The organism is Bacillus sp. SRB3LM, from assembly GCF_015712745.1.
Lineage (GTDB): Bacteria > Bacillota > Bacilli > Bacillales > Bacillaceae_G > Bacillus_A > Bacillus_A thuringiensis_K.
The window spans coordinates 321,228-342,609 of record NZ_VWVQ01000078.1; the positions used below are offsets into that span (position 1 = coordinate 321,228).

Below are 21,382 nucleotides of genomic sequence, written 5' to 3' on the forward strand. Positions count from 1 at the left end.
ATGTTTTACACTGCTGACTGTAAAGAAGAAACAAGCTGATTTAAAAACTCGTCCCCGTTCATCACCGCTTTTCCGCCGCCGCGTGCACTCTTTTTATTTCCGCCACCTTTTCCTTCAATTGCAGGAAGATCATCTTTTAAAAGAGCATTCATATCGAGCGTTACTGTTTTTCCGCAAGCGAGAATACATTGTAGTTTGTCATCATTTTCAATAACGAAATACGTAATTGCATGCTCTTGTTGTTCTGTAATGATAGCTGATAGTTTTGCAATTTCTTGCATAGAACGATCTGTAAATGCTTTAGAAATAAGTAACCCAGCATGTATTTCTATAGACTGTTGCAGTAATTCATTTGCCTCTGCAAATAATAATTTTTCATTCATTGTTTGTATTGTTTTTTCGTTTTCCTTTTGAGCGGTAAGAAGCTGTGCTACTTTTGCTGGGATATCAGTTTCGCTACTGTTTAATTGTTTGGAAACATCTTTTATAATTTGTTGCTGTTGCCCCATTAATTTAAGTGTACGCCAACCAGCGATAAAGGTTAAGCGTATACCACCTTTATTGCGCTCCCATCCTAGTACTTGAATAGGACCAACTTCACCAGTGCATTTCGGATGGGTTCCACCACAGCCGTTGTAGTCGTAATTTTCGATAATAACAACACGTATATTCTCTGTCATAGTCGGTTCTTTACGAAGGGGCAATGTTTTCGCTTCTTCTAAGTTCATCCACTCTATACAGATTGGATGGTTTTCAAAAACTATATTGTTTGCAATTTGTACTGCTTTTTCAACCGTTTCTGCATGTAAATTTTCTGTTTCTAAATCAATTGTTACCGTTTCTTTACCAAGATGGAATCCAATCGTAGGTATGTTAAAATAATCCCAAAAAGCAGCAGATAAAATGTGCTGAGCCGCATGTTGTTGCATATGATCAAAACGGCGCTCCCAATTAATTTTACCTTCTACGTCTTCTGTATGTAATTGTTCTGCGATGTAGTGACGAATTTCTCCGTTTATCTCTTCTACATTGATTACATTTATATCATTTAATGTACCAGTATCATATGGTTGTCCGCCACCTGTCGGATAAAATGCTGTTTCATTCAAAACAACGTATAAGTTACCATCTTTATCATAATCTTGCTTTATAATTTTAGTAGTAAAGTCTTGCTTATAAGCGTCAGTGTAATATAATTTGTGTTCCAATTTTCTTTCTCCTCTCGCATTAACTAGTTTCATTGTAAAGCAATTGAAATTAGTTTCCTAATATTTCAGAAGAAAGAAACTATTTTTAGAATTTTCTTGCTATAATAAGGGAAAGAAAATGCGGGGGTGGAATAAATATGTTATATGAAAACGGCGTAGATAAACTGCTTAGTTTAAGCAGAAATATTTCCGAATTATATCGAGAATTAAACGAAATGACCCGGATTTTAACGGATTGTAATCGAGAAAGTGTGAAGTTTGATCGATTATATGTAAAAGAGTTACTTTGGAAGAAAGAAGATGTAATAGAGAAATATGACCAGCTACTTGTACAACTTTGTATTAACGAATGCTTTGATCTAAAAAGTGTCATTACAGGGGAATATAAGTATATATATGAAGAAGTAGAAAACATCGTTTTACAATTTAATGAAAAGTATAATGTCGTAATCTTAATTAAAGATGTGTGTAAAGAATTACAATTCACATATGGAATTGATATGGACATAACGAGAACAACTCGGGTATCAACAGCTCAAGTATAGAAAAAGGAAAAGAAAGCAGATCCTTTGCTTTCTTTTTTTGTGAAAATAGAGAGAGTAGGTTTAACGATGAAGGGGAAGTTACAGCATATTCATCCGCTTGGAATGAGTATTATTTTAGGGACATTGTTTGCTAGGTTTGCAACTTCAATGAGTATCCCTTTTTTAGCGATTTATTTAACGACTGTTAAAGGTGTATCAGCTGGAATGACTGGTGCTATTATCGGAACGAGTGCACTTGTTGGCGTTTTTGCTAGTTTTATCGGAGGGAATTTATCAGATCGATTTGGCCGGAAAACGATTATGCTCTGGTCCATGATTGTTTGGATTTTTGTGTTTATAGGTTTTTCACTTGCGGATCATGTTTTAAGTTTCTTTTTATTAAACGCTTTAAATGGATTATGTAGGTCGTTTTTTGAGCCAACATCAAGAGCATTATTATCAGATTTAACAAAGCCTGAGTATCGGTTACTCGTCTATAACTTACGATACGGTGCAATAAATGTTGGAGTTGCAATTGGACCAATTGTTGGATTACAGATTGGGAGTGCAAAATCAACAATTCCTTTTTTAGTAGCAGCTGGGGTATATATTCTATATACAGCTATATTAGCGTTCCAATTTAAGAAGTATCCAATGGAAAAAAAGAAAGTGAGGACAGAAAAACCTGTTACAATGCTAAATGCAATGCGTATATTGCGAAAAGATATAGTATTTTTAGTTGCTTTAGTCGGTATTATTTTGAGTAATTGCGGTTTTTCACATTTAACGACGACAGTATCTCAATATTTTGCAAATGCATATATATTTGAGGATGGAGTGAAGCTATTCTCATATATGCTCGCTTTAAATGCAATTGTTGTAGTGATTATCCAATACCCTGTTATTCAAATGTGCAAAAAGTATACACCGTTAACATCAATTATGGTGGGGACTTTATTTGTGAGCGGAGGATTGTTTGGCTTTGGAATAGTAGAATCTATGCTAGGTGCTGCCGTTTGTACAATTATTTTTACAATTGGAGAAGTATTAATGTTTTCAATGACGGATGTATTTATTGATGATATTGCTGTTGCGTATCTAAAAGGAACATACTTCGGTGCGATGGGCTTTTCGGGAATTGGAGCAGTAATAGGTCCGTGGTTTGGAGGAGTACTTCTCGATTACTACGGGTACCAAAATGGGTTTGCAGTATTTTCAGCACTAGCTATATTTTCAACTGTCGCATTTCCTGTGCTTTTAGTTACAAAAGGTTTATTGAAAAAAAGATATGATAGAAATTCTAATATAGAAATGCATGCGAAATAACATAAGCCCCAGTAACCAACTGGGGCTTAGTTTGTATTATATTAACTCTTAATTTGAAAAAAGAACTTTCTTTTCATGCTTATCAGCAACTTCATTTTTGGAAATATGAATGGCTAAAAATCCGTTTTCTAAGCAGGCTAGCATCTTTTTGTAAATGATAGTAGTAGGTAAAGGGATTGTTCGTTGTAAGGAAATGTTTTTATGAAGTATGCAAATAGCTAGGCCTGTCTCTAACTTTTTAATGAGTACATTTTGTTCTGAAACATTTTGTACATCTGTTTCCAAAATATATTCTTCTTCAGTTTCACAAAGGTCGATGTGAATTTGATTTGGAAAGCTAAAGTTACTATAAGAATCGGAACAAAATTGATCCATCCATTCTTCGAAACCATCAACATGAAAAAGACAATTCTTCTTTTTCTTGCCCATGTAAGACACCCTCCGTAAAATATCAATTCATATCATGTTATGCATGAATGAAACAGAGGTGAAGAATAAATGATGAAATACAAACATTTTATGTTGAATGTGCACTGTATGTGAATGTTTTTTATTACATATCATGATGTGCATGTTTTTTTTGGCGTGAATGGTTACGGTTTTTTACTTTATGAGATCCGCTTAATGGCTCAGGTTGTCCTTGTTTTTCTTTTGATTCACGGTTGTTTTTACCCATTGTATATGACACCTCCTCTTTCTTTTTAGAATGAGAGAAGTTGACGATTTTATACGAGAATGTTTTTAGAAAAAAAGGTAAAGATAAAGGGGACTAACTATTACAGAAAGGGGATTATATAATGCCATATCATAAAGATAAGCAACAAGCTTTTCAAGCGGCACAGCAAGGAGTTACACAAGCAGAAAATGCATTTAATAATATTGTGAAAAATGACCTTAACTACGGTCATGATTTAAAAGAGTTACGTCAAGAGGTTCAGGAAGCATATGAACAAATTCAAAATGCACTAGAGGTAGCTTCAGAAACACAACGTCCACAACTTGAGCAATATGAAAATAATCTCCAAAATATAATGCGAAATGTAGATCAATTAGAAAAGTAAATGAGGTTGTTGTTTATTCGACAACCTTGCTGCTTTAGTAAACGTTATGCTAAAACAGAAAATTTTTCTATTCGTTTTTTCTTTATTATGCGCAGTACATATATTTCAAGTGGAAAAAGTGGAAGCGAAAATGTTGCTCAGAAAAGAGTTAGAACCAACTGGTTATGTAACATGGGAAGTACCTAATAATGAAAAAATTATTGCAATTACATTTGATGATGGGCCAGATCCAACGTATACACCACAAGTTTTAGATTTATTACGTCAATATAAGGCGGAAGCGACATTTTTTATGATTGGATTTCGAGTTCAGCGTAATCCATATTTAGTGAAGCAAGTGTTAAAAGAGGGACATGAAATTGGAAATCATACGATGAATCATTTGTATGCGAGTAATTCGTCAGATGAAAAATTAGAAAATGATATTTTAGATGGAAAGAAATTTTTTGGAAAATGGGTGAAAGAACCTTTGTTATTCCGTCCTCCTGGCGGATATATTAACGATGCTGTATTTAAAACAGCGAAAGAGGCTGGCTATCAAACCGTTCTATGGTCGTGGCATCAAGACCCGCGTGATTGGGCAAATCCAGGGGTTGACTCCATTGTAAATCATGTAGTGAAAAATGCTAAAAGTGGCGATATTGTATTGTTACATGATGGAGGGAATGATCGTAGTCAAACGGTAGCAGCGCTAGCAAAAATTTTACCTGAGCTGAAAAAACAGGGCTATCGATTTGTAACGGTTTCGGAATTACTACGTTATAAACATTAGAAAAAATCCCAAAAGGAAAATAGACCTTTTGGGATTTTTCTTTACTGGTTCTTTTTACGTTTCTTATTATTTTGTCGCTCTGCTGGAGTTAAAGGCTCGTTTGCAAATTCTTCATTGTAACCAGTTCCTTGTCCTTGTGCAGATGCAGCATTCATTCCTGAAATAGTATGATTTGCTTTTCTTTTACCCATTTTATTTCACCTCTATAACATTTTTTGTATGTTGAATGATGAGCAGTTCATAGTATGTATGAACTGTAAGTAAACTGCTGATAGAGCACTTTACTTTATGATAATAGTATTCATAAGGAGCATGAAAGCTATTCAAATTTAGAAACATAAAGAAAACTTATGATAATCTATAAGTTTCTTATTATTTACTTATTTAGAAAGTTGTAATAAGATATTATCGTAAGGTATTGAAAAGTTTGTCTACATTTTATATTCAGACAACTTAGTCACGTTTAACAGGGGGGAAACATAATGGTCAAACATAATCCATTTCAATCACGTGCAACTTTTGAAGTAGATGGAAAAACGTATCATTATTATGATTTGAAAGCGCTTGAAAATGCAGGGGTTGGCAACGTATCTCAATTACCATATTCCGTGAAAGTTTTACTTGAATCAGTACTTCGTCAAGTAGACGGACGTGTAATCACAGAAGAGCATGTTACAAATTTAGCGAAATGGGGAACGAAAGATGTTCAAGATATCGATGTTCCATTTAAACCATCTCGTGTAATTTTACAAGATTTCACTGGTGTTCCAGCTGTTGTTGATTTGGCTTCGCTTCGTAAAGCAATGGCAGACATGGGCGGAGATCCTGACAAAATTAATCCTGAAATTACTGTAGACCTTGTAATTGACCACTCTGTACAGGTTGATAGAGCGGGTACGGCAGACGCGCTTGCATTCAACATGGACTTAGAGTTTAAACGTAATGAAGAACGTTATAAATTTTTAAGCTGGGCACAAAAATCATTTGATAACTACCGTGCGGTTCCACCAGCTACAGGTATTGTACACCAAGTAAACCTTGAATATTTAGCACCAGTTGTTCATGCTGTGAAAAATGCTGAAGGTGATTTAGTTGCATATCCAGATTCGTTAGTTGGAACAGACTCACATACAACAATGATTAACGGTATCGGCGTTCTTGGATGGGGCGTTGGTGGTATTGAAGCAGAAGCAGGAATGCTTGGACAGCCTTCATACTTCCCGGTACCTGAAGTAATCGGTGTGAAATTAACTGGTACACTTCCAAGTGGTACTACAGCGACAGACGTTGCATTAAAAGTAACACAAGTATTACGTCAAAAAGGTGTAGTTGGTAAATTCGTTGAGTTCTTCGGTAATGGACTAAAGAGCATGCCTTTAGCTGACCGTGCAACAATTTCAAATATGGCACCAGAATACGGCGCAACTTGTGGATTCTTCCCAATCGATGATATTTCATTAGAATACTTACGTTTAACAGGTAGAGATGAAGAACAAATTCGCGTTGTTGAAGAATACTGTAAAGCGAACGGTTTATTCTATACAGCAGATAGTAAAGATCCAATCTATACTGATCTTGTTGAAATTGATTTAAATACAATCGAATCTAACCTTTCTGGACCGAAACGCCCACAAGATTTAATTCCACTTTCAGATATGAAAGATGCGTTCCACAAAGCAGTTGTAGCACCAGTTGGAACACAAGGACTTGGATTTAATGAGCAAGAGTTCGATAAAGAAGTGAAGGTTACATTAGAAGATAAAGAAGTAACGATGAAAACAGGTGCAATTGCAATCGCTGCAATTACAAGCTGTACAAATACATCAAACCCATACGTATTAATCGGGGCAGGTTTAGTTGCGAAGAAAGCAATTGAAAAAGGACTTAAAGTACCTGAGTATGTAAAAACATCATTAGCACCAGGATCAAAAGTTGTTACTGAATACTTAGATAAATCAGGTTTAACAACATATTTAGATCAATTAGGTTTCCAAACAGTTGGTTACGGCTGTACGACTTGTATCGGTAACTCTGGTCCATTAGCGCCAGAATTAGAAGAAGCAATCGCAGCAAACGACTTACTAGTAACATCTGTTTTATCTGGTAACCGTAACTTTGAAGGTCGTATTCATCCACTTGTAAAAGCAAACTACTTAGCATCACCACCACTAGTTGTGGCATATGCACTTGCAGGTACTGTTGATATTGACCTGAAAAATGATGAAATCGGTAAAGATGCAAATGGCAATGCTGTTTACTTCAACGATATTTGGCCATCAGCTAAAGAAATTGAAGATGTAGTTCAAAACGTTGTTACATCTGAACTGTTCAAGAAAGAATATGCACAAGTATTTAACAGCAATGAGCGCTGGAATGAAATCCAAACTTCAAACGAAGCTTTATATACTTGGGATAATGATTCAACATACATTCAAAACCCGCCATTCTTTGAAGGTTTATCTAAAGAGCCAGGTGAAGTCGAAACATTATCAGGCCTACGCGTAGTTGGTAAATTTGGTGACTCTGTAACGACAGACCACATTTCACCAGCAGGTTCAATCGGTAAGCATACACCAGCTGGACGCTACTTATTAGAAAACGGCGTACAACCAGTTGACTTTAACTCTTACGGTTCTCGTCGTGGTAACCATGAAGTTATGATGCGTGGTACATTCGCAAACATCCGTATTAAAAACCAAATCGCACCAGGAACAGAAGGCGGATATACAACATATTGGCCAACTGGTGAAGTAACATCTATCTATGATGCTGCTATGAAATATAAAGAAGATGGAACAGGTCTTCTAGTTGTTGCTGGTAAAGATTACGGTATGGGAAGTTCTCGTGACTGGGCTGCGAAAGGTACTAACTTATTAGGTATTAAAGCAGTAATCGCAGAAAGCTTCGAACGTATTCACCGCAGTAACTTAGTGTTAATGGGTGTACTACCGCTTCAATTTAAAGATGGCGAAAGTGCTGAAACGTTAGGTCTTGTTGGTAACGAGTCATTTGAAATTCAAATCGACAAAACAGTTAGACCACGCGATCTTGTAAAAGTAGTTGCAACTGATGCAGATGGCAACGAAAAACAATTTGAAGTAGTAGCTCGTTTCGATAGTGAAGTTGAAATTGACTACTACCGTCACGGTGGTATTCTGCAAATGGTTCTTCGTGAGAAAATTGAAGAATCTAAAGTATCGAACTAAATTATTGAAATGAACAATAAGGAAGCTAACAATAGTTAGCTTCCTTATTTTATGGAAAGGGATGAAACCATTTGGTTTCATCCCTTTCTTTTTACTATAAAAATGGAGGAAACGTCATGACAGAGTATAAAAGAATATTGTTGCCGTTACGACAAGAGAAAATATTAGTAATAGCAGCTGTATGTAGTGGGATAATTGCTGCCATTTTAAATTTATCACGCCCAATTTTCATGGGGTTAATTGTAGACAATCTTATTCAAAGGGAGCTAAAAGGTGCGTATTTATATATAGCCTTGTTTGCGGGTAGTCGCTTTTTAATGTGGACGAACAATCTTTTATTTGATTATATAAGTTCAAAAGCGAGTCAACGTATATTACAAACGAAACGTATAGAATTATTACGTAACTATTTCTCATTACCGTTTGAAGAGAGTGAGAAGATTAAGCAAGGAGAGTTAGAAACTTTGGTCGTGTCTGATATTCCGAACTGGGTGAGATTATATGGCTCTATATTAATAGAATATATACACGCTATTGCCCAATTTATTGGGGCTTTCATAGCACTACAACATATAGATATACAGTTTATATTGTGGGTAACTCCGTTTTTATTTTTAAGTACAATTGTTCCAATACTGATGGGAGAAAAGGTAAGAGATATTGCAAGCGTTGCTCAAAAAAATCACTCAAGTGTTGTAGAGATGGTGTCACAGTTTGTAAAGGGGATACAAGATTTGCGGAGTTTACAAAAAGAAAAATGGGCAATTCGCTTATTTAAAAGAGTAACGGCACAATCGTATAAATCGGAAGTAAAGAAGACGATGATGCAACATTGTATTGGAGTAGTTGGAACGGTGATTGAAACAGGAGCATATATCCTTGTTCTCATTATAGGTGCACAAAAAATAATGAGGGGAGAAATAGAAGTTGGTTCACTCATTACAGTGTTAGCGACAATTGAGATGCTCTTTTTCCCTGTCCGTTATGTGGGCGATTTATTAATAATGACACAAGTTGCAGTCGCTTCGGCAAATAGAGCTTTTTGCTTTTTAAATAAAAGAGCAGCAGATAGCAATGTAGAAAGAGCGATGGGGATCAGGATAACAAATGTTTCATTTCAGGAGAATGATGGAGAGAAATGTAGAATTCATAATATCGATTTACAAATTCATCCTGGTGAACTCGTTATTATTGTGGGAAAAAGCGGTGCAGGAAAAACAACGCTTTTAAAGTTAATAACGGGCTTGTATAAACCATCTAACGGTAGCATTGCTTATTATGGTAATGAAGCTCGTATGACTACAGTGTGGCAAGAACCACGTTTTTTCCGAACGACGGTAACAGAGAATATGTATTTCGGGGAAGAGGGTTTAGAAAATCAGCTAGAAAAAAATAGTGAACTTATAAATGCAACGCCGATTATTAGAGGGTTACCTGAAGGGAGTCAAACTGTGCTACATAAAAGCGGTGAAGAGTTTTCAGGAGGCGAAAGAAAACGTCTTGCATTATTGCGAGCGATTGTATCAAATCCAACTCTTATTATTTTAGATGAACCGACGGCTGGGTTAGATCCGGGCAATCAAGAATTGGTTTGGAATATGATTGAAGGGATAGGAAGAGATGTAACGAGAATTGTGGCAACACATGATGTAGAGAGAGCGATGATAGCAGATTGTGTTGTTGTCATGAAGAATGGGATTATTGTGGAATGTGGGAATCCTAGAGAATTATTAAATTGCAACTCATTGTACAATGAGTTGCAAACAAAAAGATAAGAGATATGTAATGCTCTTATCTTTATTCCGCTATTTGCCGGGTAGCCCGATTGGTGAGGGCTGATTAAAGTTTCACTTTATTCGGTCTCATTAAGTTGATAAGTATAAGAATTCGGATCACTAGAATTAACTTCTTTGACGAGAGTAAGTTGATTTGTATCTGGATTATATTTAAAAATCTTAATTGTATGTTCGCTATTTAGTAATGGATTATATTCTTGAATAGCGAATGTATTTTCCGCAATTTGTGTCATATTACTGGTGGGAACATTTTCTATGGAATCATGATTTGTAGAAATTTCAACGACTTTTTCACTGTTGAAAAATAAAAGAACGATTACTAAAATAACTAAGCATATTCGTATATAGCGTAGCTCTTTTGTGATAGGGTGTTCTCCCAAAACAATCATCCTTTCTATAACTATTCTATATTAGTAATGGTAGTCATTGTGAAAAAAGTAATAATGCCGAGGCCTGCCAAAAGGATAAATGAGATTAATGCGATATAGAGACAAATACGTCCAACTTGTTTTTTTAGGATCTTTACTAAATAGTGAGATAATCCATGTGATAATTCCGATTGGGAAAAATATAAAACTAAGAATATATAGAAGTATTTTTTCAAATAAATTCATGAGAGCTCCTTTCATTGTAAAATGTTCCGTGTATTTCTAATTATATGATTAAAAGGTAAATATTTCATATTATTTATAAAAATTCTGATTATTTAGAATGTGAATATTTTCAAGCTTGTCCGTATAAGCTAAAATAAGGTATATAGCATTTGAATGGATATATTAAAAGAAGATAAACACGTTAGGGTGATATAACATGTGGCGGAAGCTTATGATTATTGTAGTGTTACTTTGTTTAGCGGGATATGCAGCTTATGAACAGTTTGGTCATAAAGAGCAGGCGGTAAAAGTGAAGCAAGAAAAAAGTGAAGTTGCTATGAAAGAGATGATCGCAAGGAATGGTATTGAGATAGGGAAGAGTGCACCGGACTTTGAATTAACTAAGTTAGATGGGACAAATGTAAAGTTATCGGATTTAAAAGGAAAGAAAGTAATTTTAAACTTTTGGGCTACGTGGTGTGGACCATGTCAGCAAGAAATGCCGGATATGGAGGCTTTCTATAAAGAACATAAAGAAAACGTAGAAATTTTAGCGATCAATTATACGCCTTCAGAAAAAGGTGGGGGGGAAGAGAAGGTAAGCAATTTTGCTAAAGAAAAAGGAATTACTTTTCCTATTTTATTGGACAAGAACATTGATGTGACAACAGCTTATAAAGTAATTACGATTCCAACTTCGTATTTTATAGATACAAAAGGTGTCATTCAAGATAAGTTTATTGGGCCGATGACACAAAAAGAGATGGAGAAAAGAGTTGCTAAATTAAAATAATGGTGAAAAGGTAGAGGTGGAGAGTTCCCATTTCTGCCTTTTCTTTTTCAAGTAGTAATCACTTCATGATATGATGTAAGAAATATAAACGTTTAGAGATAAAGGAGTGTATGGAGTGGGGAATGTATCCTTACCGTTAGATTATGTTGTAATTGATTTTGAAACAACAGGATTTAACCCTTATAATGATAAAATTATTCAAGTTGCAGCGGTGAAATATCGTAATCATGAATTAGTAGATCAATTTGTTTCATACGTGAATCCAGAGCGGCCAATTCCGGACCGAATAACGAGTTTAACAGGTATTACTAATTATCGCGTTTCAGATGCACCGACGATTGAAGAAGTGTTACCTTTATTTTTAGCATTTTTACATACAAATGTTATTGTGGCCCATAATGCTTCTTTTGATATGCGCTTTTTGAAAAGTAATGTAAATATGCTTGGGTTGCCTGAACCTAAAAATAAAGTAATTGATACTGTATTTTTAGCAAAGAAATACATGAAGCATGCGCCTAATCATAAACTTGAAACGTTAAAACGAATGCTTGGAATTCGTTTAAGCTCTCATAATGCATTTGACGATTGCATTACGTGTGCTGCTGTTTATCAAAAGTGTGCAGCTATTGAAGAAGAAGGGAAACGAAAAGTAAATAAGGCTATGCTTGATGAAACTGCGGTATATGAAGCGGTGAAAGAAATACTTGCATGTAATAAACGTAATGTAGAATGGCTACGTTGTATGAACGTAGGAAGTTATTTAGATATAAAAGCTTTTTATCCAGTTATGAGATTAAAGGTAAAAGGGCGAAAGAAATACGTATTAACAGAGATATTAGAAGAAGATGTGAAAGAAATATGTACAAGTTTAAAATGTGAACCGGCGTTAAAAAGTGAAGTTGGTAATACGAGAATTATGCTTAATAGCTTAGAGGATGTTATGAAATTAGAAAGTTATATTTTAGAGCAGTATGATTTTGTATTACAGGCGCTTCATGATTATAAAGAAAATGAAATGAATGCAGATGAAAAGTTGAAAGAGTATTTAAATATTATGGTATAAAAAACTCCGTGTGCAATATATTGTACACGGAGTTTTTTTAGGAGTACTAAAACATAAAATTTTCTTACAAATCTGATTAAAGAGTTTTTTGTTTGCTCATACTATGTAATAAGAAAGCGAAGGAGAGAGGGTGAACAACATGAGAAGAAGTCGCCGTAAATCGTTTGAAGAACTTGTAAATGAAAATAAACAACAATTATTAAGCGATCGTGAGGCAATTGATCGCATTGAAGAGCGCATTGAAAAACGTTATGAAATGAAACTTTTTAAGCAAGCTGAATAATTCTTAACACTAGTACGATACTAGTGTTAAGGAGGCGATAGTAATGGGTAATCCGAAAAAAAATTCAAAAGACTTTGCACCAAATCATATTGGAACACAATCGAAAAAAGCTGGTGGAAATAAAGGAAAGCAAATGCAAGATCAAACAGGTAAACAACCGATTGTTGATAATGGTTAAAGAAAAGGAGAATATTACATTCTCCTTTTTTATGTATAAATTTGAGGAAAGATAGGTAATTTAAGATGGTGTGTATATACAATATTAGGAGGGAAGTACATGCCAAATCCAGATAATCGAAGTGACAACGCTGAAAAGTTACAAGAAATGGTGCAAAATACAGTTGATAACTTTAATGAAGCAAAAGAAACAGCGGAACTTTCTAATGAAAAAGATCGTGCTGCTATTGAAGCAAAAAATCAAAGACGTTTAGAAAGTATTGACTCATTAAAAAGTGAAATCAAAGATGAATCTTAACAAAATGTACAAAAAGGGCTGACTTTTGTCAGCCCTTTTTCGTAATCGTAAAGTTTTCAACAAGTAAACGCCAATTTTGTGGAAATGGCAAGCCAATCTTCCAATAACTAATACCGCCAATGCCCTGCTCTTTCATTAAATTGAATTTACTTTGAATAGACCTCGCATCTTCAAACCAAACTTCATGTTGTACGCCATTTTCGTCAAAGTAATTAAAATGTGGAGCTTGAGCTGTGAAATCATAGCGGATAGGAACATTATATTTACGAGCAAGTGCAACAGCTGCGACAGAGCTAACTGCTTTTGCTGGTGGATTCCCTTGTTTGAACGGAAGTTTCCAATCGAATCCGTATAAGTTTTGCCCCATCATAATTTTTTGGGGAGGCATTTGAGATTTTGCGTATTGAAGTACTTCTTTTACAGGACCGATAGGAGAGATTGCCATTGGTGGCCCGCCCTGCCAACCCCAGTCATATGTCATAATGACGACGAAATCAACAATTTGCCCTTGCGCTTTATAATCATGGGCTTCGAAAAATTTTCCCTTTTGATTTGAACTTGTTTTCGGTACGAGAGTTGTGCTTAATGTGTACCCGCTAGGTAAGCGTGTTTTTACATTTCGTAAAAAGCGATTATATGCCTCGCGGTCTTCGGGTGCTACACTCTCGAAATCGAAATGAATGTCTCGCATGCCATATTTTTCAGCTGTTTGCAAAATGTTAGTAATAAATTTGTTTTGAATCGTTGCGTCGCGTAAAATAACCGATGTTAGATCGGCACTGAAATTACCATTTTCAATATTTGTAATAACGAGCATAGGGATTGTTTGCCCTTGCGTTGCAATATTAGCAATTTTAGCTGTTTCAGTAGGTTCTTTTAATGTGCCATCTCTTTTTGCCTCAAAACTAAAATAAGCTAAATATGTTAAAAATGGATTGATGGCACGTGTAGCATTAACTAAACTCTCTTTAATCGGTATAGTGGAAGGTTGTAAATAAGCGATGGATTCTACAGCTCGTTTTGTGCCTTTTGGTACATATAATTGTTGTCCGACATGGAGAATAGATTTTAAAGATAAATTATTAACTTTAGCTAAACTAGCGAGGGGGACATTATATGTTTGAGAAATCCGATAGAGGCTGTCACCAGGCTGTACATAATAATTATTTCCTTTCGTATTAACGATAAGTGCCTGACCAACAACGAGCGTTTCAGCTGGATTTAGTCCATTGTCTTTTACTATTTCGTCAGGTGTCGATCCATATTTTGATGCCAAGCTATATACGCTATCACCGCTACGAACCGTTACAATTTGAATCATATGCTGGCTCCTTTCAGTAAAAGATTCACTGTTTTTATTTTATTTTTGATGTTACTGTATTATGATTAAATGTATGCAAGGCAGCAGAAGTGAAAGAAGGCGAATACATATGTTTGTAGCAGAACATGAAGTTGAAATCCGTTATGCGGAAACAGATCAAATGGGTGTTGTTTACCATTCAAACTACTTAGTGTGGCTTGAGTTAGGTCGCACGAAACTTATACAAGATTTAGGTTTTTCATATGTTGAAATGGAGAAAGAAGGAATTATTTCTCCTGTGTTAGATTTACAAATTTCATATCGTAAAGCGATGCGTTACGGAGAAAAAGCAATCGTAAAAACATGGGTAGATACTGTGAGCCCACTTCGCGTTGTATATGGATATGAAATATATAATGGTGATGGTGAACTGTGTATTACTGCAAGTACGACGAATATTTGTGCGAAAAAAGAAGGGTTCCGTCCTGTATCATTTAAAAAGTTATATCCTGAGTGGTATGCGAAATATGAGGAAATTAAGAAAAAATAAAAAAGCGTGGCAGAAGCCACGTTTTTTTATTTTTCATAATTAAATTGTGGGAAGTCGTCACCTTCGTTAAGTGTAACAGATAAATTATGTCCATCGAAGAACCATTCATCATCGCCTTCAATAAAGAAGTTAATGCCTTCTTCTTGAATTTGAACAGCAGGGTGTGCAGGATCATCTTTACGAATACCTAAAGAAAGTCCTTTTTGCACAGTACTGCAACCACCGTATTGTACGAAAAAGCGTAGTGTTTCATTTGATTGTAAGTTTAATTCATTTTTATACCATTGTGCTGCTTCTTTTGTTACGGAAAGATTCATGTATAGTTCCTCCAAATTATGTTGCTTTTTCTTTAGTATAAAAAATAACGCAAAAAGACGCTATTAATATGCTTCACGTTTTCTTTTTGCGTTATGTGGGTTACGATCTTATTTTTGCTTTTTTGAAAAGTTTGCTTTTGGTTCAGTTTTATTTATAATTCGTCCGATATTTGCACGGTGTTTATAAATAACCATACCTGCTAATAAACACATCGCAATAATGAAGATTTTATCCCCGCTAACAATGGATGCAATAACAGCAACAACTGCTGTTACCATAGAAGAAAGTGATACGTATCTTGTTGTAAATAAAAGGGTGAAAAATACAACAGCCAATATTGCAAAAACAACTGGTGAATAGCATAATAGTACCCCAGCAGAAGTTGCAACTGCTTTACCACCGCGGAATTTCGCGAAGATTGGATAGACATGTCCAAGAACAGCCGCTAACCCGAACCATAGTGGGTGAATATCTAATCCGAAAATCATTGGTAGACTTGTTGCTAAAGTCCCTTTTAAAATGTCAGCAATTGTAACGGTAAAACCTGCTTTTTTCCCTAATGTGCGGAATGTGTTTGTTCCGCCTAGATTACCGCTCCCGTGCTCACGAATATCGATTCCGTAGCCAATTTTTCCAACAACTAGTGCAAATGGAATCGAGCCAAGTAAGTAGGCAACGATAAATAAAAGATATGTAGTAACCATAAGTTCAGTCTCCTTTATTCAAATGTGTTGATAAAGGGTAAAAAGAGTTTTTCCCGTATATTGTACCATACATTTGTAAAGAGCACATTTCTTTTTTGCAAATGAAAAATTCATTATTTCGTGAAAAAAATTTCACAGTAATGTTACATTTCTCACAGAAACAGTAAGACTATATGTAGTAACATTTTAATCAAAAGATAACAACATATTGGTGGAGGGTTATAAATGTTACAAAATAATACACGTGGAGAAGAAGAATTAATGAAAGTGTTCGAGACAATAGTCCACGGCAATGAACAAGATTTAATGCAAGAAAATGCAAATGTAGACGGCCGCTCTCCAATGGGCGTAATGGGAACCTTCGCATCTGAGAGTGCAAAATATTATGCTGTTGAGAATTTATTGTCAGATCAAGTGAAAAAAGCAATAAATGAAAATATATTATATCCACATGATTTAGATTTTTATGCGACAGGAACGACGACTTGTTCACAAATTCCGTTAGCACAAATGCTTGCTAACGGTTTTCATACGGGGCATGGACATATGAGACAACCGCAAGACATTAAAAGTGCATTGGCTCTTGCGTCTATTATTTTTCAAGCGAATCAAAATATGCAGCATGGTGGTCAATCGTTTGCACTCTTTGATATTGATTTAGCACCTTATGTACGAAAAACAATTGAGAGACATAAAAAACGATTACAATCATATCCGCTTACGAAAGAACAAATAGAAGAATTTGCATGGAAAGAAACGGAAAATGATACGTATCAAGCGTGTGAGGCTTTCGTTCATAATTCGAATAGTATGCATAGTAGGGGCGGAGGACAAGTCCCGTTTATTTCTATTAATTACGGAACAGATACATCAAAAGAAGGAAGAATGTTAATTAAACAACTTTTAAAAGCGACACAAGCTGGACTTGGTAAAGGAGAGACACCGATTTTTCCGATTCAAATTTTCAAGATGAAAAAAGGTGTGAATTTTGAAGAAAGTGATCCGAACTACGATTTATTTGAATTAGCATTAGAGACAACCGCAGAGCGATTATTCCCTAACTTTTCATTTTTAGATGCGCCGTTTAATGCAGTGCATTATGATGGAAGACCAGAAAGTGAAGTATGTTACATGGGATGTCGTACCCGTGTTATGTCTAATATACATGGAGAAGAAACAGCGATTGGTAGAGGGAATTTATCATTTACGTCTATTAATTTAGTGAAATTAGCGTTAATTAGTGGTTCAAAAGAAGCGTTTTTTGAAGCGCTAAACTATTATTTAGATTTAGGAATTAAGCAGCTATTAGAAAGATATGCGTATCAATGTACGAAGCGAGCAAGAGATTTTCAGTTTTTATATTCACAAGGTGTATGGCGTGGTGGAGAAACGTTGCAGCCTGAAGACTCCGTAGCCTCGATTTTAAAACAAGGGACGTTAAGTATTGGTTTTATCGGTCTTGCGGAATGTTTAGTAGCTTTAACAGGAAAGCATCATGGGGAAGATGAAGAATCATGGAAACTTGGGTATGAAATTATTTCCTTTATGAGAGATAGAATGGATAAAGCGACAGAAGAACATCAACTGAATTTCTCAGTAATTGCAACTCCAGCAGAAGGATTATCAGGGAAGTTTGTGAAAAAAGATAGAGAAGAATTTGGCGTGATTAGCGGTATAACGAACCATAATTACTATACGAATTCATTCCATATTCCAGTTTATTATAACATTCAAGCGATAAATAAAATCCGTTTAGAGGGCCCGTTCCATGCTCTCTGTAATGGAGGACACATTACTTATATTGAACTAGACGGAGCAGCAATGCATAACAAAAAGGCATTAAAACAAATTGTACAAGCTATGGCAGAACATGGCGTTGGATACGGTTCAATTAATCATCCTGTTGACCGTTGTAAGTGCTGTAGTTATCACGGGGTTATTGGGAATGAATGTCCAAGTTGCGGGAATGAAGATGAGGCTAATATAGAAAGAATTCGCCGTATAACAGGCTATCTTGTAGGAGATATGTCGAAGTGGAATAGTGCGAAACGTAGTGAAGAGATAGATCGGGTGAAACATAAATGAAAGTGATGAATATTATTCATGATAGTGTAGTAGATGGAGAAGGATTGCGGACAGTCGTGTTTTTTGCGGGCTGTCCGCATCGTTGCGTTGGTTGCCATAATCCGAAATCATGGAATATTTGCAATGGAACGGAAATGACAGTAGAAGAAATTGTGAAAGAGATTGCAAGTAATCCATTAACTGATGTAACATTTTCAGGTGGAGATCCATTTTTTCAAGCTGCTGAAGTGAAAAAGGTAGCAAAAATCGTGAAAGATTTAAAAAAAAACCTATGGATGTATACAGGTTATACGTTAGAAGAGATACAGAGTTCTCAAAATAATGATATGATAGAGTTGTTACATTATGGGGATGTTTTAGTCGATGGAAGGTTTGAAATTGAGAAAAAAGATTTAACACTTCCATTTCGCGGAAGCTCCAATCAACGTATTATTCGATTGAAAGAGTAAAAAGGCGGGATAGATGATATGAATAAAACAGTATTGCTTGTTGAAGATGAAAGAAGATTACGTGAAATTGTTAGTGATTATTTTCGTAATGAAGGCTTTGAAGTAATCGAAGCAGAAGATGGAAAAAAAGCGTTAGAGTTATTTGCAGAGCATGAAATTGATTTAATTATGTTAGATATTATGTTACCAGAAATAGATGGATGGTCTGTTTGTAGAAGAATTAGAAAAGAATCAGCAGTACCAATTATTATGTTGACAGCACGTTCGGATGAGGATGATACATTGCTAGGTTTCGAATTAGGTGCAGACGAGTATGTAACGAAACCATTTAGCCCGAAAGTATTAGTAGCTCGTGCAAAGACGTTATTGAAACGTGCGGATGGTGCGGTAGGAGTAGCGGAAGAAAATGCTATGTCTTTAGCTGGAATAGAAGTAAATCGTCTATCTAGAACTGTTTTAGTAGATGGAGAAGAAATTATATTGACACATAAAGAATTTGAACTTCTTGTGTATTTAATGGAGAACAAAGGAATCGTGTTATCACGTCAACATTTATTAGATCAGTTATGGGGATATGACTATTACGGTGATGACCGAACGGTTGATACCCATATTAAAAAACTTCGAAATAAGCTAGGAGATAAAGCGAAGCATATCGGTACTGTTATTCGAGTTGGTTATAAATTTGAAGAATAATCTAGAGCGATTTGTGTAATTTAGCCTAGGGAAATGGCGATTTTATACTCTCTTTTGAAGGTAAAATGTACAAAAAATACTTTTTTTGTCTACAATGTTAGATAAGTGTATTTTTTTAATTGGATTTCACGATGAGTTCACAAGAAGGACACAAAACGTGACTATACTGAAAATACGAATTCACCAGAGAGGGGAAATAAAACATGGGATATTACGACGGACCAAATTTAAATGAAGAGCATAGTGAAACGAGAGAAGTGAGAAAATCAGGTAGTAAAAAAGGCTATTTCTTCACAGGTTTAGTGGGAGCTGTAGTCGGAGCGGTTTCGATTAGTTTTGCAGCACCATATATGCCATGGGCTCAAAATAATGGAGCGCCAGTATCATCATTTAGTTCGGATTCAAAAGTAGAAGGTACTGTAGTTCCTGTTGTAAATAAAGCGAAAAATGAAACTGATTTACCTGGTATGATTGAAGGGGCGAAAGATGTTGTTGTAGGTGTTATTAATATGCAACAAAGTGTTGATCCATTTGCAATGCAACCGACAGGTCAAGAACAACAAGCTGGTTCAGGATCAGGTGTTATTTATAAAAAAGCAGGGAATAAAGCATATATTGTAACAAACAACCATGTAGTGGATGGAGCAAATAAACTTGCTGTGAAGCTGAGCGACGGAAAGCAAGTTGATGCGAAATTAGTTGGTAAGGACCCTTGGTTAGACTTAGCAGTTGTTGAAATTGATGGATCTAATGTAAATAAAGTTGCCACTTTAGGTGATTCAAGTAAACTTCGTGCGGGTGAAAAAGCCATTGCAATCGGTAACCCGCTAGGATTTGATGGAAGTGTAACGGAAGGTATAATCAGTAGTAAAGAACGCGAAATTCCGGTTGATATTGATGGCGATAAACGACCAGATTGGCAAGCACAAGTTATTCAAACAGATGCAGCGATTAACCCTGGTAACAGTGGTGGTGCATTATTTAACCAAAATGGTGAAATAATTGGGATTAATTCAAGTAAAATTGCACAACAAGAAGTTGAAGGGATTGGATTTGCTATTCCAATTAATATCGCAAAACCAGTTATTGAATCTCTTGAAAAAGATGGAGTAGTAAAACGTCCAGCGCTTGGAGTAGGTGTTGTTTCATTAGAAGATGTGCAAGCTTATGCAGTCAATCAATTGAAAGTACCGAAAGAAGTAACTAATGGTGTTGTATTAGGTAAAATTTACCCAATCTCACCGGCTGAAAAAGCTGGTTTAGAGCAATATGATATTGTAGTAGCATTAGATAATCAAAAAGTAGAGAATGCTCTTCAATTCCGTAAATATTTATATGAAAAGAAAAAAGTAGGCGAGAAAGTAGAAGTTACATTCTACCGTAACGGTCAAAAAATGACGAAATCGGCTACTTTAGCAGATAATTCAGCTACAAAGAATCAATAATCGAAATAAAAGAAAGTCTCTTTCATATTGAAAGAGACTTTCTTTATCGGCTATACTAAAGGAATAGGAGGGATTAATTATGACAATTGAAAACCCAACTCGTACGGAAATTGGTGAAGTGCTAAAGAAAAGCAAAACAATTGCGGTTGTTGGATTATCAGATAAGCCAGAACGTACATCGTATATGGTTTCAAAAGCAATGCAAGATGCTGGATACCGCATTATTCCAGTTAATCCAACAGTAGATGAGGTGCTTGGAGAAAAGGCAGTTTCTTCACTAAAGGATATTAAGGAACACGTTGACATAGTAAATATATTTCGTCGCTCAGAGTTTTTAATGGATGTTGCAAAAGAATTTGTAGAGATTGATGCAGATGTTTTTTGGGCACAATTAGGAGTACAAGATGAGGATACATATAAACTTTTAAAAGAAAAAGACTATACTGTAATAATGGATCGTTGTATTAAAGTAGAACATGCGATGACAAAATAGTGTAGATGTAAAGGTAGAAAGATTGATTCAGCCCTCATTATAGATAAGTAGGGCCGATGAACGAGGTGTTCATCATGAGATTTTTTAAAGGCTGTTTTTGGGGATTGTTATTTGTAATCCCATTTTGGATCTTGATCATTTGGATCATAATAAAGGTTTGGAATGTGTAATCTTGGAATACATATCCATTTCTCGTTGACAAACGATTATTTTTCTGAAATAGTAGCCTAGAGGAATCCTTG

The 21,382-nt window shown here is 35.4% G+C and carries 25 protein-coding genes and 1 pseudogene; 17 read left to right on the top strand and 9 right to left on the bottom strand.

The genetic code is table 11. From position 1 onward, the window contains the following. Positions 1 to 5 precede the first annotated feature (5 nt). Positions 6 to 1,208 (bottom strand): alanyl-tRNA editing protein, encoded by a 1,203-nt coding sequence (locus F3I02_RS25260; RefSeq protein ID WP_196478531.1) that lies wholly within the window; start codon positions 1,206 to 1,208, stop codon positions 6 to 8. Between the two features lie 137 nt (positions 1,209 to 1,345). Between F3I02_RS25260 and F3I02_RS25265 the strand changes: the two genes are divergently transcribed. Continuing rightward, entirely contained in the window at positions 1,346 to 1,753 is a 408-nt protein-coding gene (locus F3I02_RS25265; RefSeq protein ID WP_196478532.1) for a hypothetical protein, read from the top strand. Between the two features lie 66 nt (positions 1,754 to 1,819). Then, positions 1,820 to 3,058, top strand: coding sequence for an MDR family MFS transporter (locus tag F3I02_RS25270; protein ID WP_000676810.1), 1,239 nt, complete (start codon positions 1,820 to 1,822; stop codon positions 3,056 to 3,058). Between the two features lie 48 nt (positions 3,059 to 3,106). Here the strand turns inward: F3I02_RS25270 and F3I02_RS25275 are convergent, their stop codons facing one another. After that, on the bottom strand, positions 3,107 to 3,487 hold the full coding sequence (locus F3I02_RS25275) for an Hsp20/alpha crystallin family protein (protein WP_000516756.1): 381 nt from the start codon (positions 3,485 to 3,487) through the stop codon (positions 3,107 to 3,109). Positions 3,488 to 3,611: 124 nt separating this feature from the next. Continuing rightward, on the bottom strand, positions 3,612 to 3,734 hold the full coding sequence (locus F3I02_RS25280; protein ID WP_000517653.1) for a small acid-soluble spore protein P: 123 nt from the start codon (positions 3,732 to 3,734) through the stop codon (positions 3,612 to 3,614). 121 nt (positions 3,735 to 3,855) lie between these two features. On the opposite strand from F3I02_RS25280, the gene F3I02_RS25285 reads away from it, so the two are divergent. Further along, a complete protein-coding gene (locus F3I02_RS25285) occupies positions 3,856 to 4,119 on the top strand; it encodes a hypothetical protein (RefSeq protein WP_196478533.1) in 264 nt (87 codons plus the stop codon). Between the two features lie 46 nt (positions 4,120 to 4,165). Continuing rightward, entirely contained in the window at positions 4,166 to 4,891 is a 726-nt protein-coding gene (pdaB, locus tag F3I02_RS25290; protein WP_102947840.1) for a polysaccharide deacetylase family sporulation protein PdaB, read from the top strand. Between the two features lie 41 nt (positions 4,892 to 4,932). Here the strand turns inward: pdaB and sspO are convergent, their stop codons facing one another. After that, positions 4,933 to 5,082: an acid-soluble spore protein SspO gene (gene sspO / locus F3I02_RS25295; RefSeq protein ID WP_000518057.1), complete on the bottom strand. Its 150-nt coding sequence runs from the start codon at positions 5,080 to 5,082 to the stop codon at positions 4,933 to 4,935. A 291-nt stretch (positions 5,083 to 5,373) separates the two neighbouring features. Between sspO and acnA the strand changes: the two genes are divergently transcribed. Together acnA and F3I02_RS25305 are read left to right on the top strand one after the other, a co-directional pair. Next, positions 5,374 to 8,097 (top strand): aconitate hydratase AcnA, encoded by a 2,724-nt coding sequence (gene acnA / locus F3I02_RS25300; RefSeq protein ID WP_000238559.1) that lies wholly within the window; start codon positions 5,374 to 5,376, stop codon positions 8,095 to 8,097. Positions 8,098 to 8,213: 116 nt separating this feature from the next. Next, on the top strand, positions 8,214 to 9,872 hold the full coding sequence (locus F3I02_RS25305) for an ABC transporter ATP-binding protein (RefSeq protein ID WP_196478534.1): 1,659 nt from the start codon (positions 8,214 to 8,216) through the stop codon (positions 9,870 to 9,872). Positions 9,873 to 9,949: 77 nt separating this feature from the next. Here F3I02_RS25305 and F3I02_RS25310 read toward each other — a convergent pair whose 3' ends face one another. Both F3I02_RS25310 and F3I02_RS25315 read right to left on the bottom strand, forming a co-directional pair. Further along, complete coding sequence (locus tag F3I02_RS25310; RefSeq protein WP_074593090.1) at positions 9,950 to 10,282, bottom strand: YmzC family protein; 333 nt, start codon at positions 10,280 to 10,282, stop codon at positions 9,950 to 9,952. Positions 10,283 to 10,293: 11 nt separating this feature from the next. Further along, positions 10,294 to 10,507: pseudogene (locus tag F3I02_RS25315) on the bottom strand (hypothetical protein). 196 nt (positions 10,508 to 10,703) lie between these two features. Here F3I02_RS25315 and F3I02_RS25320 point away from each other — a divergent pair. From F3I02_RS25320 to tlp, 5 genes are all read left to right on the top strand, one after another. Then, the gene (locus tag F3I02_RS25320) at positions 10,704 to 11,279 is read left to right on the top strand and encodes a TlpA family protein disulfide reductase (RefSeq protein WP_000269041.1); all 576 of its coding nucleotides are present in this window, start codon (positions 10,704 to 10,706) and stop codon (positions 11,277 to 11,279) included. Between the two features lie 115 nt (positions 11,280 to 11,394). Beyond that, positions 11,395 to 12,342 carry a 3'-5' exonuclease gene (locus F3I02_RS25325; protein ID WP_000528755.1) on the top strand — a complete coding sequence of 316 codons (948 nt, stop codon included), beginning with the start codon at positions 11,395 to 11,397 and terminating at the stop codon, positions 12,340 to 12,342. A gap of 139 nt (positions 12,343 to 12,481) precedes the next feature. Beyond that, complete coding sequence (locus F3I02_RS25330; RefSeq protein ID WP_001254703.1) at positions 12,482 to 12,625, top strand: FbpB family small basic protein; 144 nt, start codon at positions 12,482 to 12,484, stop codon at positions 12,623 to 12,625. Between the two features lie 43 nt (positions 12,626 to 12,668). After that, the gene (gene sspN / locus F3I02_RS25335; protein WP_000527987.1) at positions 12,669 to 12,803 is read left to right on the top strand and encodes an acid-soluble spore protein SspN; all 135 of its coding nucleotides are present in this window, start codon (positions 12,669 to 12,671) and stop codon (positions 12,801 to 12,803) included. Between the two features lie 99 nt (positions 12,804 to 12,902). Next, complete coding sequence (tlp, locus tag F3I02_RS25340; protein ID WP_001133511.1) at positions 12,903 to 13,100, top strand: small acid-soluble spore protein Tlp; 198 nt, start codon at positions 12,903 to 12,905, stop codon at positions 13,098 to 13,100. A gap of 28 nt (positions 13,101 to 13,128) precedes the next feature. Here tlp and F3I02_RS25345 read toward each other — a convergent pair whose 3' ends face one another. Further along, positions 13,129 to 14,421: a glycoside hydrolase family 18 protein gene (locus F3I02_RS25345; protein WP_000614862.1), complete on the bottom strand. Its 1,293-nt coding sequence runs from the start codon at positions 14,419 to 14,421 to the stop codon at positions 13,129 to 13,131. A gap of 109 nt (positions 14,422 to 14,530) precedes the next feature. Between F3I02_RS25345 and F3I02_RS25350 the strand changes: the two genes are divergently transcribed. Further along, positions 14,531 to 14,950, top strand: a complete 420-nt coding sequence (locus tag F3I02_RS25350) for an acyl-CoA thioesterase (RefSeq protein ID WP_000495812.1) — start codon at positions 14,531 to 14,533, stop codon at positions 14,948 to 14,950. A 26-nt stretch (positions 14,951 to 14,976) separates the two neighbouring features. Here the strand turns inward: F3I02_RS25350 and F3I02_RS25355 are convergent, their stop codons facing one another. After that, positions 14,977 to 15,267, bottom strand: a complete 291-nt coding sequence (locus tag F3I02_RS25355) for a HesB/YadR/YfhF family protein (RefSeq protein WP_001054453.1) — start codon at positions 15,265 to 15,267, stop codon at positions 14,977 to 14,979. 108 nt (positions 15,268 to 15,375) lie between these two features. Next, entirely contained in the window at positions 15,376 to 15,972 is a 597-nt protein-coding gene (plsY, locus tag F3I02_RS25360) for a glycerol-3-phosphate 1-O-acyltransferase PlsY (protein ID WP_000258974.1), read from the bottom strand. A 225-nt stretch (positions 15,973 to 16,197) separates the two neighbouring features. Between plsY and F3I02_RS25365 the strand changes: the two genes are divergently transcribed. The 5 genes from F3I02_RS25365 to F3I02_RS25385 all read left to right on the top strand — a co-directional run bounded on the left by F3I02_RS25365 (position 16,198) and on the right by F3I02_RS25385 (position 21,140). Beyond that, positions 16,198 to 18,057 (top strand): anaerobic ribonucleoside triphosphate reductase, encoded by a 1,860-nt coding sequence (locus tag F3I02_RS25365; protein WP_163051164.1) that lies wholly within the window; start codon positions 16,198 to 16,200, stop codon positions 18,055 to 18,057. Continuing rightward, positions 18,054 to 18,506, top strand: a complete 453-nt coding sequence (gene nrdG, locus F3I02_RS25370; protein WP_000867078.1) for an anaerobic ribonucleoside-triphosphate reductase activating protein — start codon at positions 18,054 to 18,056, stop codon at positions 18,504 to 18,506. Before F3I02_RS25365 ends, nrdG begins: the two co-directional genes overlap by 4 nt. 18 nt (positions 18,507 to 18,524) lie before the next feature. Beyond that, positions 18,525 to 19,202, top strand: coding sequence for a response regulator transcription factor (locus tag F3I02_RS25375; protein ID WP_001044679.1), 678 nt, complete (start codon positions 18,525 to 18,527; stop codon positions 19,200 to 19,202). Between the two features lie 203 nt (positions 19,203 to 19,405). Beyond that, on the top strand, positions 19,406 to 20,647 hold the full coding sequence (locus tag F3I02_RS25380) for a S1C family serine protease (protein WP_000542646.1): 1,242 nt from the start codon (positions 19,406 to 19,408) through the stop codon (positions 20,645 to 20,647). Positions 20,648 to 20,726: 79 nt separating this feature from the next. Further along, positions 20,727 to 21,140 (top strand): CoA-binding protein, encoded by a 414-nt coding sequence (locus F3I02_RS25385; protein WP_000151386.1) that lies wholly within the window; start codon positions 20,727 to 20,729, stop codon positions 21,138 to 21,140. Positions 21,141 to 21,382 lie beyond the last annotated feature (242 nt).